This is a genomic window from Prevotella sp. AM42-24 (assembly GCF_003461825.1).
GTDB classification, from domain to species: domain Bacteria; phylum Bacteroidota; class Bacteroidia; order Bacteroidales; family Bacteroidaceae; genus Prevotella; species Prevotella hominis.
In genome coordinates, this window is the sequence record NZ_QTXV01000036.1 from 22,159 (window position 1) to 36,970 (window position 14,812).

The 14,812-nt window shown below is 45.1% G+C and carries 11 protein-coding genes; 7 read left to right on the forward strand and 4 right to left on the reverse strand.

The annotated features are described in order from the left end of the window. Positions 1–16 precede the first annotated feature (16 nt). Positions 17–682 carry a ribulose-phosphate 3-epimerase gene (gene rpe, locus DW917_RS11030; protein WP_118118704.1) on the reverse strand — a complete coding sequence of 222 codons (666 nt, stop codon included), beginning with the start codon at positions 680–682 and terminating at the stop codon, positions 17–19. A 644-nt stretch (positions 683–1,326) separates the two neighbouring features. Between rpe and trpD the strand changes: the two genes are divergently transcribed. From trpD to DW917_RS11065, 7 genes are all read left to right on the forward strand, one after another. After that, positions 1,327–2,331, forward strand: coding sequence for an anthranilate phosphoribosyltransferase (gene trpD, locus DW917_RS11035; RefSeq protein ID WP_199545543.1), 1,005 nt, complete (start codon positions 1,327–1,329; stop codon positions 2,329–2,331). Between the two features lie 131 nt (positions 2,332–2,462). Then, positions 2,463–3,290, forward strand: coding sequence for an indole-3-glycerol phosphate synthase TrpC (trpC, locus tag DW917_RS11040; RefSeq protein ID WP_118118706.1), 828 nt, complete (start codon positions 2,463–2,465; stop codon positions 3,288–3,290). 42 nt (positions 3,291–3,332) lie between these two features. Beyond that, a complete protein-coding gene (locus DW917_RS11045; protein WP_118118708.1) occupies positions 3,333–4,028 on the forward strand; it encodes a phosphoribosylanthranilate isomerase in 696 nt (231 codons plus the stop codon). Between the two features lie 81 nt (positions 4,029–4,109). Further along, a complete protein-coding gene (trpA, locus tag DW917_RS11050) occupies positions 4,110–4,886 on the forward strand; it encodes a tryptophan synthase subunit alpha (RefSeq protein WP_118118710.1) in 777 nt (258 codons plus the stop codon). Positions 4,887–5,091: 205 nt separating this feature from the next. Next, positions 5,092–6,291, forward strand: coding sequence for a tryptophan synthase subunit beta (trpB, locus tag DW917_RS11055; RefSeq protein WP_022111389.1), 1,200 nt, complete (start codon positions 5,092–5,094; stop codon positions 6,289–6,291). Positions 6,292–6,419: 128 nt separating this feature from the next. Further along, positions 6,420–7,856, forward strand: a complete 1,437-nt coding sequence (locus DW917_RS11060) for an anthranilate synthase component I family protein (protein WP_118118712.1) — start codon at positions 6,420–6,422, stop codon at positions 7,854–7,856. A gap of 21 nt (positions 7,857–7,877) precedes the next feature. After that, positions 7,878–8,471: an aminodeoxychorismate/anthranilate synthase component II gene (locus DW917_RS11065; protein WP_118118714.1), complete on the forward strand. Its 594-nt coding sequence runs from the start codon at positions 7,878–7,880 to the stop codon at positions 8,469–8,471. A gap of 136 nt (positions 8,472–8,607) precedes the next feature. Here DW917_RS11065 and DW917_RS11070 read toward each other — a convergent pair whose 3' ends face one another. The 3 genes from DW917_RS11070 to DW917_RS11080 form a co-directional block, all read right to left on the reverse strand. Beyond that, positions 8,608–9,999, reverse strand: a complete 1,392-nt coding sequence (locus DW917_RS11070) for a glycoside hydrolase family 28 protein (RefSeq protein ID WP_118118716.1) — start codon at positions 9,997–9,999, stop codon at positions 8,608–8,610. Between the two features lie 69 nt (positions 10,000–10,068). Then, complete coding sequence (locus DW917_RS11075) at positions 10,069–11,241, reverse strand: glycoside hydrolase family 88 protein (RefSeq protein ID WP_118118719.1); 1,173 nt, start codon at positions 11,239–11,241, stop codon at positions 10,069–10,071. A gap of 82 nt (positions 11,242–11,323) precedes the next feature. After that, complete coding sequence (locus tag DW917_RS11080; RefSeq protein WP_118118721.1) at positions 11,324–13,927, reverse strand: glycosyl hydrolase; 2,604 nt, start codon at positions 13,925–13,927, stop codon at positions 11,324–11,326. Positions 13,928–14,812 lie beyond the last annotated feature (885 nt).

Below are 14,812 nucleotides of genomic sequence, written 5' to 3' on the forward strand. Positions count from 1 at the left end.
TGTTATTTCCAGAGGTTTAATCCTCTGGCTGTTTCAATTCTTTAAGGGCATGGATGGTGGAAATAGGATCTGTGCTCTTAAACACGTAACTTCCACTTACCAGTACGTTAACTCCAGCCTTTGCCAGGCGTGGGGCAGTTTCTGCCTGTACACCACCATCCACTTCGATGAGGGCGTTGGAGTGTGATTCCTTGATGAGTTTTCTCAGTCTTTCCACCTTCTTGATGGTGTTCTCAATAAACTTCTGCCCTCCGAACCCAGGATTTACACTCATCAGCAGTACCATATCTACATCGCAGATGATATCTTCCAGTACGCAGACTGGAGTAGATGGATTCAGCGTGACACCCGCTTTCATGCCAGCTACATGAATCTGCTGGATGGTACGGTGCAGGTGGGTACATGCTTCATAATGTACATTCATCATCATGGCACCAGTCTTGGCAGTCTGCTCGATGTATTCTTCCGGATGTGCTATCATGAAATGCACATCAAGAGGTTTCTTGCAAACCTTGGCTACGGCTTCAAGAACAGGAAAACCAAAAGAGATATTGGGTACGAATACCCCATCCATGATGTCCATGTGGAGCCAGTCGGCTTCACTCTGATTGATCATTTCAACTTCGCTTCTCAGATCCAGGAAATTGGCTGAAAGCAAAGATGGTGATACCAATGTCTTCATATTTTGAGTTCGTTAGTTAAGACAGTACACCTCGTACTTACCATTCCTCTTGATCGTTCGATAGGTGTATGCTATCTGTTTGATAATGCTGATCGTCCTTTTGGATGGTCTCATTTCTTCGGAAGTAAAAACTTGTTTCATAGGCGTTACTGTTATGATCGTTAATATAATGATACTAAGATTCAGTTTGCTTCTTCATCTTTATTAGTATAACGTAAGGTTTTCTACTTTATTACATTTGAAATATCTTTTTTTCTCATCAACATGACTCTTGCCTTATTATATATAATAATGTATAGTGCCTCTAAATACTTGATTTTACTCCCAAAAGTAGCTTTTAATTACTTATTTCTGTTAAATTCTAAAATTTTTCGCCAAAAAGTTTGTAGTTTAATAGAAAAAGTGTACTTTTGCAATTGAATTAAAAAATAAACAATATGATGACAACATTCGTATCTTCAACAGCATGGTGGTGGCGTATCTCAAGATTTAAAAAGTCGTGAGACGATAAGCCGTGCGTGGATATGAATCCATGATATAACTTAGGCCTGCCGTACTTACGACAGGCCTTTTTTCATATTTTTACCTCAGGAATGGAGGATTGGGAATAGAAAATAAAAAAATAAAATATAGGAGAATAAATTATGGAAATGAAGGACATTTTGAACAGAATGTTGAATCACGAGGAACTTTCCCGTGAGGAAACCAAGAATATCATCGTGGGTATCACCAAGAGTGAGTTCCCTGAGGAGCAAATTACTGCTTTGCTTACCGGTTTACAGATGAGAGGTGTTACCGTAGATGAACTGTTGGGTTTCCGTGATGGTATCTTGGCTACCGGCGTTCCTGCCATCTTAGATTGTGACCGATACATTGATGTGGTTGGTACAGGTGGCGACCGCAAGAATACTTTCAATATTTCTACTACCGCTTGCTTCGTCATTGCTGGTGCTGGTTATAAGGTTGCCAAGCATGGTAATTATGCGGCTACTTCTGTGAGCGGTGCTTCAAATGTCATCAAAAACCATGGAGTGCAGTTTACTGATGATTTGGATAAGTTGAACCGTTCTATCAATGAGGCTGGTATCGTCTATCTCCATGCCCAACTCTTTGCCAAGGCAATGAAGTTTGTAGGTCCTATCCGTAAGGCACTCCAATTCCCAACCGTATTCAATCTCCTCGGTCCACTGGTTAATCCCAGTCAGCCTAAATGCCAGTTGCTCGGTGTTGCCAACCTGGACCAGATGCGACTCTATAATCAGGTTTATCAGAAATTAGGTATCGACTATGGTATTGTAAATAGCATCGACGGTTACGATGAGATTTCCCTGACCAGTGATTTCAAGGTAACGACCAATCATTATGAGCGCATCTTCAAGCCACAGGATCTTGGTTTTGAAATTGCTAAACCTGAGGAAGTTAGAGGGGGTGCTACTGAGGAAGAGGCAAAGGACATCTTTGATGCCGTACTCGAGAACCGTGCATTGCCTGCCCAGAAGAATATCGTACTTGCCAATGCCGCCTTCGGTATTCAGGCTATGGAGAAGGGACAGAAGAGTATTGAGGAATGCGTGGAGATTGCACGAGAGAGCATCGATAGTGGCAAGGCACTCGCTACATTCAAGAAATTTGTAGAACTGAATAGTTAAAGGCTTTTTTAAAGGTAAAAAGGTAAAAAAGTAAAAAGGTAAAAAGAGCATTCTTGCTCTTAAAGGTAAAAAGGTAAAAAAGTAAAAAAGTAAAAAGAGCATTCTTGCTCTTAAAAGTAAAAAGGTAGGATATGGCTGATATTTTAGAAGAAATTGTCGCTCATAAGCGAATCGAGATAGAACAGCGCAAGCGCTTCATCCAACCTCGGCAGATGATTTCCCTGACGGAACAGAAGATGCAGGCGGATGACGGACTGGTACCTGGAGGCAGCATGCGCAAGGCACTGATGGAGTCCTCTACGGGTATCATCGCTGAGTTTAAGAGAAAAACGCCGTCCAAGGGATGGATCAAGGAGGAGGGTAAGGCAAGTATCATCCCGTTGGCTTATCAGGAGAATGGAGCTTCTGCTCTCAGTATCCTTACCGATATCGACTACTTCGGCGGTTATGATGAGTTTATACAGGAGGCTCGCCACGTGGGGGTTCATATACCTATATTATATAAGAACTTCGTTATCGAGGAATACCAACTCCTGCAGGCGAAATATTGCGGTGCTTCTGCTGTACTCCTGATAGCAGCCTGTCTGACGAAAGAGGAATGTAAGCGTCTTCTTGATATGGCGCACCAACTCGGAATGGAAGTACTCTTGGAGATGCACAACGACCGGGATTTTGAATATGCAGAACTCGAACCTGATATGTATGGCATCAACAATCGCAATCTCGGTACGTTTGTTACCGATGTGGAAAACAGTTTCCGCCTGGCAGAGCAGTTGCCGAAGGATGTGTGCAGAGTCAGCGAAAGCGGTATCTCCAATCCGGAAGTTGTCAAAAGGCTCCGTGAGGAAGGCGGTTTCCGTGGCTTCCTGATGGGAGAGCAGTTTATGAAACAGGCTGACCCGGGACAAGGACTTGCGGATTTTCTGAAGCAGCTGGAAATCAATGGTGAGTTCAGATGAAAATACTAACGAAAAAAAGAAAGAGAAATGAATACAGATAAAATGTTGGTTAAGGTGTGTGGTATGCGTGATGCCGATAACATTCGCGAGGTATCCCAACTCGGGGTTGATATGATAGGATTCATCTTCTATCCGAAGTCACCGCGGTTTGTGCAGATGATCAGCAGCAAGGCTGGCATTATACCAGACTACTCGGAAGAGCGTATCGAACTTGCGATGGCGCGTAAGACTGCTGAGACTCAAAAGCAACCGGCAAGGGTGGGAGTCTTTGTGGATGATATGCCCCAGAACATCGTGACACGTGTCTATAATTACCGTCTCGACTACATCCAGTTGCATGGTAATGAACCTCGTGAAACCATCGAGAATCTCCGTGCTACCATCGATCCCGACATCAAACCTAATATCAGGATCATCAAGGCTATCAGCGTAAGCTCAGCCGAGGATATCCAGAAATATAAGGAGTATGCAGGCGCTGTTGACCTCTTCCTTTTCGACACCAAATGTAAGACGGTCGGTGGAAGTGGTGAGCAGTTTGATTGGCAAGTTCTGCAGCAGTACGATGGCGAGACCCCATTCCTCCTGAGTGGCGGTATCGGACCGGAAGATGTAGAACGGCTGAAAGCCTTCCAGCACCCGAAGTGTATCGGTATCGATTTGAATTCGAAATTTGAAATCGAACCTGCTCTGAAAGATGTAGAGAAACTCAGGAAATTCCTTTTAAAGGTAAAAAGGTAAAAAAGCTTTTTTAAAGGTAAAAAAGTAAAAAGGTAAAAAGAGCATTCTTGCTCTTAAAGGTAAAAAAGTAAAAAACAAAAAATGAATAAGATAAATGCATTATTTGCAAACAATAAAGACCGCAAGCTTTTGAGCTTGTATTTCTGTGCCGGTTGTCCAACCTTCGAGGGCACAGGTGCTGTCATCAAATCCATGGAACGCCATGGCATCGATATGATTGAGGTGGGCATTCCTTTCAGTGACCCTTTGGCTGACGGACCAGTCATCCAGAGTGCAGGTACCAAAGCCTTGAAGAACGGAATGACCGTGAAGGCGCTCTTCGGGCAGCTCAAGGCCATCAAGGATGAAGTGCAATTGCCATTGGTTCTGATGGGTTATCTCAACCCTATCATGCACTATGGCATCGAGGCTTTCTTCCAGAGTTGTGTGGAGAGCGGTGTGAGTGGCACCATCATTCCAGACCTTCCTTTCGATGACTATCTGAAAGTGGTGAAGCCGATTGCCGACAAGTATGACATCCGTGTCATCATGATGATTACACCGGAGACCAGCGAGGAGCGCATCCGATTCATCGATGAGCATACCGATGGGTTCATCTATATGGTCAGTTCAGCCAGCATCACAGGAGCACAGAGTAGTTTTGGTGATGCCAAACTCGCTTATTTCAATCATATCAACAGTATGAATCTCCGCAACCCTCGTATGATTGGTTTCGGAATCAGTAACAAGCAGACTCTGACCAGTGCACAGGACAATGCAGCCGGTGCTATCATTGGAAGTAAATTCGTGACATTACTCAATGAAGTGGGTAATCCGGATAAGGCGCTCGACCTGCTTTTCGAGGCACTCAAGAATTAAGTGAAGAATTAAGTGAAGAATTAAGTGAAGAGTGAAGAACGAAGAGTGAAGAATTAAGTGAAGAGTAAAGAACGAAGAGTGAAGAATTCATTAGTTTCGTTTGTGACTCAAGGGCGAAAGCCTAATTTAACATTTTACATTTTACATTTGTCATTTGTCATTTGTCATTTAACATTTGTCATTTGTCATTTAATATTAGATTGCGATGTATCAAGTTGACGATAAAGGATTTTTTGGAAAATTCGGTGGCGCATACGTGCCAGAGATATTATATAAATGTGTGACAGAACTCCAGGAGGCTTACAAGCCTATCATCGAGAGTGAGGAATTCAAGAAAGAGTATTACGCTCTGCTGAAAGATTATGTGGGTCGTCCTTCACCTCTCTATTATGCCAAGCGCATGAGTGAGAAGTACGGATGCCAGCTCTATCTGAAGCGTGAAGACCTGAACCATACTGGTGCTCATAAGATCAATAATACCATCGGTCAGATTCTGATGGCAAAGAAGATGGGCAAAACCCGTATCATTGCCGAGACTGGTGCTGGTCAGCATGGTGTGGCTACAGCTACGGTCTGCGCTCTGATGGATATGAAGTGCGAAATATTCATGGGTGCTACCGACGTTGAGCGTCAGCATACCAATGTGGAACGTATGAAGATGTTGGGTGCTAAGGTTAATCCTGTAAGAACGGGTAATATGACCTTGAGCGATGCCTGTTCAGAAGCTATCCGCGACTGGTGCTGTCATCCTCAGGATACTTTCTATATCGTGGGCAGTACGATGGGTCCACATCCTTACCCAGATATCGTGGCAAAGATGCAGAGTGTGATTTCAGAGGAACTGAAATGGCAGTTGGAAGAGAAGATTGGCCGTGATTATCCTGACTATCTTATCGCTTGTGTGGGTGGCGGAAGCAATGCTGCGGGTACCATCTATCACTATATCGATGACGAGCGTGTGCAGATTTACTTGGCTGAGGCTGCCGGTCATGGTATCGATACCAACTATACGGCTGCTACCATGCACTGCGGTACAGAAGGTATCATTCATGGTGCACGTACCCTCGTGATGCAGACCGAAGACGGACAGATAGAAGAAGCCTTCACCATCAGTGCCGGTTTGGATTATCCAGGCATCGGACCAATGCATGCCGACTTGGCTACTCGTGGCCGTAGTCATGTGCTTGCCATCAAAGATGATGAGGCTATCTATGCTGGATATGAGTTGACCCGTATGGAGGGTATCATTCCTGCTATCGAGAGTGCCCATGCTGTGGCTGCCTTGAAGAAGATGAAATTCAAGAAGGACGATGTCGTTGTGCTCACAGTTTCTGGACGTGGTGACAAGGACGTGGAGACCTACTTGAGTCATAAGGAAATGGCTAAAGAATACGGAGATTTTTAAAATTAGAGGCTTTAAGCTTCATCATCAAGCGAAGCCTGCTTCATGTGGTTTTGAAATAGGCTTCGTTGGTCATTGAAGCCTGCTTCATGTGTCTATGCAATAGGCTTCATTTTTTTATCGTTTAAAATATGAGTAGATTCAATTATACAACAAAGACTCGCAAGATTCTCGCCGATCTCTATACACCGGTGGGAGTCTATATGCGACTTCGTGACATATATCCTCAGTCTGCCTTGATGGAGAGTTCCGACTACCATGGCTCAGAGAACTCTCGTTCCTTCATCGGCGTACATCCGATGGCAAGCATCGCTGTGGGACATGGTATCGTGACAGTCACTTATCCCGATGGAAAGGTGGAAAAACAGGAACTCCCTGCCTTCGGTGAAGGAAAGGGTGAGGAGTGTAAACTCGCCATCTCCAAGGCAATCAATGACTTTGTCAAGTCTTTCCATGTGGAGGGAGAGGGCAAGGACTTCTGTGGACTCTATGGTTTCACCACTTTCAATGCCGTACGCTACTTTGAGAATATCCCGGTAAAGGATACGACGATGGAAAAGAATGATGCGCCGGATATCTATTATATCATGTATAAGGACATCATCGTTTTCGATCATTACAACAATACGATGGAACTGATTGCGCTGAGTGATGCAGAAGGTTCTGCTGGTGAGGCTGAACTGGATGTGCTCCTGAAGGCTATCAACAAGGCAAATGTGAAACCATACGACTTCCATCCTGTGGGAGATACGACTTCTACGCTTACTGATGAGCAGCATAAGGAGAATGTAAGAAAGTGCATCCAGCACTGTTTGCGTGGTGATGTCTTCCAGATTGTGGTCAGTCGCCGTTTCGTCCAGAAGTATGAGGGTGATGATTTCAAACTCTACCGTGCGCTTCGTAGTATCAATCCATCACCATACCTCTTCTATTTTGATTTCGGCGGATACCGTATCTTCGGTTCTTCTCCAGAAACCCACAACCGTATCGTAGGTGATAAAGCCTTCATCGATCCTATAGCCGGTACTACTAAGCGTACAGGCAATATCGAACAGGACCGCAAGGCTGCTGAGTTCCTGCGCAATGATCCGAAAGAGAATGCAGAGCATGTGATGTTGGTGGATCTGGCACGCAATGACCTGAGTCGCAACTGTCATGGTGTGAAGGTAGATTTCTATAAGGATATGCAGTTCTACAGTCATGTCATTCATCTCGTAAGTCGTGTAAGTGGTACGCTTGATAAGGATGCTGATCATATCAAGGAGTTTATCGATACTTTCCCAGCAGGTACGCTGAGTGGTGCTCCTAAGGTTCGTGCCATGCAGATTATCTCAGAACTGGAGCCTCACAACCGAGGTGCTTATGGCGGTTGTATCGGATTCATCGGACTGAATGGTGACCTCAATCAGGCCATCGTTATCCGTACCTTCATCAGCCGTAATGGTGAGCTCTGGTTCCAGGCGGGTAGTGGTGTCGTAGCCAAGAGCAATGACCAGTATGAGTTGGAAGAGTGTAATAACAAGTTGGGTGCACTCACCAAGGCTATCCATATTGCAGAGCAGTTGTAAACACATTTTAAATGACAAGAAATGAAAGTAGTAATCATAGATAATTACGATTCCTTCACCTATAATCTGGCTCATCTGGTAAAAGAGTTAGGTGCAGAGGTGACGGTATTCCGCAACGATCAGTTCCAATTGCGCGAACTTGATCGTTTCGACAAGATCATCCTGAGTCCGGGACCTGGTATTCCTTCTGAGGCAGGTCTTCTGATGGATGTCATCAAGACTTATGCTGGCAGAAAACCAATTTTGGGTGTCTGTCTGGGTCATCAGGCGATAGGTGAGGCTTTTGGCGCCAAACTTACCAATCTCTCTGAAGTATATCATGGAGTTGCTACTCCTTGTACTCAGTTTGGTAATGATCCTATTTTTGCTGGTATGTCTAAGCGTATAGAGATAGGTCGTTATCATTCATGGGTAGTGGATAGAACAAATTTCCCAGAGTGTCTTGATGTGACAGCAGTGAGCGATGACGGTTGCATCATGGGTTTGAAGCACAAGCATTATGATATCCATGGTATTCAGTTCCATCCGGAAAGTGTACTGACTCCAGAGGGCAAGACGATTATCAAGAATTGGCTTGCCTTCGACGGTGAAGATTTTGATAAGAGTTGGGCATAGTGGATATAAAACCTCGAACAGAATTTTCCGTGATAAAGGAAGACGAAAGTCCTCAATAGAAAAACAGCATATCAACCATCAATGGAAGATATGCTGTTTTTTTCTCTTTTTATTTATTCTTCTTATTTTATTTCTTTTATTTCAATCCATCAGCATCGCCGGTAGTTTTCAAACCATTGCTCTTTTCTCTTGGTGTGATATTGACATTCTTCACAATTGTATTTTCAATGACATCCTTATTGAATGCCATTTTCTTATCAGTAGATTGGATGTTTTCGAAGGTGAAATCTACCAGACGGTACTTGTCGCTGGTGCCTACATCAAAGAAGTTGTCACAATCCATCTGGATGTTCTTGATGGTGATGTTGTTGCACTGACTGAGTGGCATGTCTTTGCGGTCGCCTGGTTTGAAGAACTGAGTCCAAGGGCGGACAACCAAGAAACTGCCTGTGGTGCCTGTGATATTATCTACCGTCACATACTCATAGTGCTGAGGAGTGTCAGGACGCATCTTCAACCAGAGTACACGCTGTGCATTGCCCACCTTGATGTTTCGCAACACGATATTGCGGTCTTTCACGCTCTCGCTACCTAAGGTCAGGCAGCCATGTACTCTACCATAGTTGCAGTTCTGGATGAGCACATTATAGACCGGTCCGTTTTCTGGTGCCTTGTCAGCCCAGGTTCCCTTACCGCCCTTGATGGCAATGGCATCATCATTTACGCTCATGAAGCAGCCTTCCACTAATACGTCGTGGCATACGTCGATATCGATAGCATCACTACTTGGTGCACGCATACCACTGGTAGGGGCGAAGATGGTGCATCCCAAGAAGCGGACATGGTCGCAACGATAGATGTGGTTGGTCCAGAAAGGACTGTTCTGGATGTGGACATCCTGTATGGTCACATGGCTCGAATTGCTGATATATACGAGGCGTGGACGCTGGGCATCCTTGTTGGTACACTGGCGGTTCCAGGTGCGACGGATCCAGAATTCCTCCCAGTAGTGATAGCCGTTACCATCAATGGTTCCATTACCGGCGATGGTAAAACCATCACACTTATCAGCATTGATGAAGGCAGAGAAATACTTGCAGGTTTCCCCCTCGATACGGGTTTCCAAGACAGGGAAGTTGGCAATGCGGTCACTACCTTTCAGTTTACCACCCTCTTCGAGATAGAGATGGGTTTTCGGACGGAAGAATAGGGCACCGCTCTGATAGGTACCGGCAGGAACGACGATGACACCACCGCCATCCTTGGCAGCCTGGTCGATGATAGCCTGTATAGCCTGAGTCTGAATCAGGGTACTGTCGCTTTTGACACCATAATCGGTTATCACGTATTTCTTGCCAAGGGTATCTACATTCACCTTCTGCGCATTGGAGAACCAGGCATCCATCTTCGTACCGTCTGGCCAGAGTTCAGTCTGTGCCTTTTTCGCTTTCTTCAGTTTCTTTGCCGCATTGGTGCTTAATGGCGCAAAAGCCATCAAGCAAGCCATCAGCCAGATATATTTTCTCATAACTTTTTTTACTTTTTTACCTTTTTACTTTTTTACCTTTAACAAAGCCTTTTTTACTTTTTTACCTTTTTACTTTTTTACCTTTAAAAGCTTGTAATACTCTGCCGCACCGAGCAGGAGGCAACCTGTGCCGTAATCTTCGAAGTCTGGAACAGAAGTGAAGGTGACTGGCTGACCAGCAGCAGGATCCTTACCTGTGCCCTGGTTGTATCCAATGAAACCATCCTCGTGAACCGATGCAGCCAATGCCTTCCATGCTTTATCCATTGCTTTCTGATAGGTAGCTCTTGGCAGGATGCCTTGCTGCACACCCCATGCCATGCCATAAAGGAAGAGACCAGTACCAGTCATTTCAGGACCACCATAGTTGGCAGGACAAACAAGGCTAACGTTCCAATATCCATCCTCACGCTGGCACTTCAATATCGCCTTACTCATAGAGATAAAGTCTTTCTTCAGGTACTGGTAGTTCTTATCAGTCTTTGGCAAGGTCTGCATCACACGTACCAATGCAGCATATACCCAACCGTTTCCGCGGCTCCAGTAGCAGTTGCTGCCATCTTTCTCCTTGTAAGGTGGCACATAGTCTTTGTCTCTCCACCAGAGTCCCTCTTTTTTATTGAAAAGACCACCAGCCAAGGTATCACGACTCCACTTGTAGGAGTTCATCGCATAGTCGAGATATTTCTTCTCGCCGGTCAACTTAGCATATTTGGCATAGACAGGCATAGCCATCTGTATCGCATCAATCCATGTCCAGTATGAAACGCGGTTGGTGCTCATCTGATGGTCGAGGTTCTCCTTTACCTTACTCAAATCCTTTTTGCCGCCAGTCTGGATATAGCGGTCGATATAGGTTTGCTGGCAGCACTGGTTGTCGGCATCAGTATCATTCACGCTGCCACGGGCTGTCCACTTGTGATAGTCTGCCCAGCGATCGGTATAGTCGAGGTATCGCTGCTGAGGGTCTATCTCGTAGAGTGCCATCAATCCTTCGTAATATACGGCACGGGTCCAGAGGTTGCTCGTGCGTACCTTCTTGACATAGGTGTCGAGGGTTGGGTCACTGTACTTCGTCATGAAGTAGTTGTTGGTGCGCTGTGATACTTCCAGGATTTCCTTCTTTAGAGATTCCTTGTCAGATGCAGCTTTCACTGTTGCAACTTTCACGGCTGCATTCTGGGCAGACACAGAGGTCATGCCCATCAGAATGCAGAGGCTTGTCAGGATTAGTTTCTTCATTTGTACTCTTTGATTGATTATGTTCTTATTTTAAATTTGCTTATTTCTTATTGAATTTCCAAAACATGCGAAATGAAAATGATTAGAGTTGGTCTTTCAATTCCACGAGTTTTACCGAACTGTTGAGTCCGCTTGCTACAGGAGTCCATTTCTCGTAAGTGGTCTTCTTGTAGTCGATATCCACCACGTTGATTTCCTTCATCTTGCGCCATTTCACACCCTGTCGGTCGAGTTCTGCTATGCGGTTGGCAGGCAGGTTGGTTACCTCGATGCGGATAGTATTCTTGCCCTTGTTCAGTGCGTCTTTGCAGTTGAGGATATATGGTACCGCCCATGCGCAGCCCACATATTTATTATTGATATAGACGCGTGCACTTTCACGGACATCACCTAAGTCGATAGCCCACTGTTTCTGTGCATCATCCTTCGACAGTTTGAAGGTGGTTTCATAAACACCTGTTCCCATCATCACCTTAGCCTTTTCGCTGAGATTTTCCCAACTCTTCAAGCCCTTGAGGTTGAAGGTCTCGCCCACCTTAGGAGCCTCCTCTGTGAATGACAGTTTCCAGCTATTGGCGGTCAGGTCGATGGTCTTGCTGTCCGCAGCAGCGATGGCTTCCTTGCCGCCTACCTTCACCTTAGAACCGAGTTTCCATTCGCTTACAGGCTTATCCGAGGTGATGAGAATGCGGCTCTCGCCACTCTTCAGATTCACTTCGATTCCCTTATTGTCGATAGTGGCTTTGTGATATTTGCCCGTCATAGGGTTATACCAGATACCGTTCTTCTCGTTTACAGCCAGTGCTACGGTAGAAGTGATATCCTTGCCGGTGAGGTTGGCGATGAAGTAATGATGACCGATGCTGTTGTTGCGGCGAATCATCTTCAAGCCCAGGTTCTTTTTCATCAGTTCCGGTTTTGCAGCTTGTTCCATCGCCTTGATGTTGTCGCCCTTGATAATCTTGGCTCCTTGCGCCTTCAAGTCGGAGATATGCTGGATTACATCGCTTGGCATGATATTGTTGCCTGGGATGATGATGCCCTTGTAGCGGGTACCAGCAGCAGTTTCGATCATACCATCTTTAAAGGTACAGGTGCGCAGGTATTTGTCGCTGATGTAGTCACAGTCGAAACCAGCCTTGTCGATGTCGAGAATCACCTTGATAAATTCCGGTGCTTTCTTCGCCATGGAGTGGATGTCGAACTGCATCAACCAGTTCTTGGTATCCTTGCGCCACATATCTCTTACTGGCAGATAGACCAGAAAGTCGTTGTCAGGCTGTCCCCACTGCAGATAGGTCTGGCAGTTGGTGATGTATTTCATCAGTTCCGGAGCATCGCGCCAGATACTGTTGGTCGGACTCATATCCACCGATGCATAGAACTTCCATCCTGGCCATGGGTCGTTTTTAGGCGAGTAGGCTGTACCATGGAAGAACATGTGGTTCACACCTGCGCAGAACATGAGGTCCATATCTGGTTTCATCTGACTCAGGGAAGTGCGGAAGTGCTCGGTGAGCCAGGTAAAGGTCTCGCTGGAGGTATATTTCTTGCCTGTGATATGGGCGGCAGATGGTGCATACTTGAGCATGCTGAGGTCGCTGAAATTAGGACGGGTCTTGCCCGGATCCTTGCGTAAGCCCTTGATGCCGAAATCAGTAAGACCGAATCCTTCTATCTCAGGGATATCTACTGCGGCATAACAGTCGATGAGGTTGGCTGGTGAACCATGAGCTTGATTGCGGGTGATGGCACCACGCTTGTTTGCCCACTTGGTCCACTGTTCGGTGAAGTTATGGAGCAGCATATCGCCTAATGTTTCACGGTAATCGCTTACCACCACGGCATCACCATCAAGGAACTCACGGAACTTGTCCTGCAGTTTATATCCGTGCATCTTCTCAAATTCTGTCAGCAGGTTGGGAGTCCAGTTGGCTCCATATACCTCATAACTATCATTGAAGAAGGTATGTGGATAAGGAATCTTGTTGGCAACGAAGGCACTATCGATATGTGCCAGATAATTAGCCACGGCAGTGGAATCAAAGTGGTCGATGACGTATCCTTCTCCGCCCGGTGCAGCACGTTTAACTTTCTGTCGGGTGCGGCTTTCGTAGAGAGCGATGACACGCTTTTTCCTGTTCTGTCCCTCAACTGGATATGCCTTGATGAGTTTCAGCTTGGCAAAGTCACGCTCTTTCTGAGGAACGTTGAATTCAATCTCCATCAATTTCTGTTTCACGTCAACGATCGTATCCACGAATACCGCCTTGCAGGCTGCTTCATTGATAGGAACCCAAGGGCCACCAAAAGGCCAGCCGGTACCAGTAGCCATGTCGGTTTCAATACCTACCTTCTTATTTTCTTCTTCTACGAATTTGAGCATCTCCATCCATTTCGGAGAGAGATATGGAATGTCATTCTTGTCATTTCCTTGCACACCATAGAGTGGCGTGATTTCTACGGCTCCAATGCCTGCCTTGGCATATTCGTCGAGGTTCCACTTTAGGTTCTCTTTATCTACAGCAGATCCCATCCACCACCATCTTACACCAGGTTTGGCTTCCTGAGTAGGGGTAGGGAGCGACAGTGCACCAGAATGCGACTGAGCCTGACTGCCGAGAGATGCCAGCAGAGCCAATGCAAAGGAAAATCCGACAAATTGCGTTTTTAGTATCTTGTCCATATTGTTGTTGGTTTTTAAGTTATTCAACAGAAAAGCTGTTTTTCGGTGCCCTTTCTAATTGCCGAGTGCAGCTTATCTTCTGCAAAGATAGGAAAAAAAACAATACGAGCAAGGTTATTATTCCTAAAAAAACAAAATAGTCCAAATATGTAAGATGATAGGTCAAAAAATAGGGGAAAGCAGCTCTCCTGAGTGCTTTCCCCGCTTTAGAACGTATGTGAAGTTTGCAGAATATTACAAATCGGTTACAAATATTAACTGTCATGTCGGTAAAAGCTTCGTATCACAATTATAGTTGATTCGCATGGCATTGGAAAATTCCAGCAAATTAAGAGAAATATGAATAAAAAGGAAGCCTATGGTAAATAATGTAAAATACTTTCTTGGTGTCGTATGGGTGACAAAGGTGACGCAGGATACAGAAAACTCGTGTCACAGGTGTCACCCTATAAACTGGCTCCAATAAAGGGCTCAGCAGAAAACGGTGACAGGTGACACTTTTGAAGAGTATATTTATATGACTTACCGCGCGAAAATATATAAAAGATTGATAATCAAAGGGAGACATCCAATTGGAGGGTAGTGTCTCCAATGCATAAAATAAAAGTTGAAAAATAGGTGTCACTGTCACTTTTGGGTAATTTTGTAAACTTATTTGTTCTCGAATTAATTGCTCAAAGATTTTCTGTGACTTGTTTACAGGTTGCAAATGACTTGTTTGCGACCCTAAATGACTTGTTTGCGACCTCTAAATGACTTGTTTACGACCTCTAAGTGTCTTGTTTATGACCTCTAAATGACTTGTTTACGACCTCTAAGTGACTTGTTTGCGACCCTTAAATGACTGACTTTTCCTGATTTCTGTAGACACTTTTTTACTTTATA

Bases quoted from the DNA above. Each gene is read 5' to 3' on its own strand.
- DW917_RS11060 (WP_118118712.1), top strand. From the start codon at position 6,420: ATGAGTAGATTCAATTATACAACAAAGACTCGCAAGATTCTCGCCGAT.
- trpB (WP_022111389.1), top strand. From the start codon at position 5,092: ATGTATCAAGTTGACGATAAAGGATTTTTTGGAAAATTCGGTGGCGCA.
- trpC (WP_118118706.1), top strand. From the start codon at position 2,463: ATGGCTGATATTTTAGAAGAAATTGTCGCTCATAAGCGAATCGAGATA.
- DW917_RS11065 (WP_118118714.1), top strand. From the start codon at position 7,878: ATGAAAGTAGTAATCATAGATAATTACGATTCCTTCACCTATAATCTG.
- DW917_RS11075 (WP_118118719.1), bottom strand. From the start codon at position 11,241: ATGAAGAAACTAATCCTGACAAGCCTCTGCATTCTGATGGGCATGACC.
- trpD (WP_199545543.1), top strand. From the start codon at position 1,327: ATGGAAATGAAGGACATTTTGAACAGAATGTTGAATCACGAGGAACTT.
- rpe (WP_118118704.1), bottom strand. From the start codon at position 682: ATGAAGACATTGGTATCACCATCTTTGCTTTCAGCCAATTTCCTGGAT.
- DW917_RS11080 (WP_118118721.1), bottom strand. From the start codon at position 13,927: ATGGACAAGATACTAAAAACGCAATTTGTCGGATTTTCCTTTGCATTG.
- trpA (WP_118118710.1), top strand. From the start codon at position 4,110: ATGAATAAGATAAATGCATTATTTGCAAACAATAAAGACCGCAAGCTT.
- DW917_RS11045 (WP_118118708.1), top strand. From the start codon at position 3,333: ATGTTGGTTAAGGTGTGTGGTATGCGTGATGCCGATAACATTCGCGAG.
- DW917_RS11070 (WP_118118716.1), bottom strand. From the start codon at position 9,999: ATGAGAAAATATATCTGGCTGATGGCTTGCTTGATGGCTTTTGCGCCA.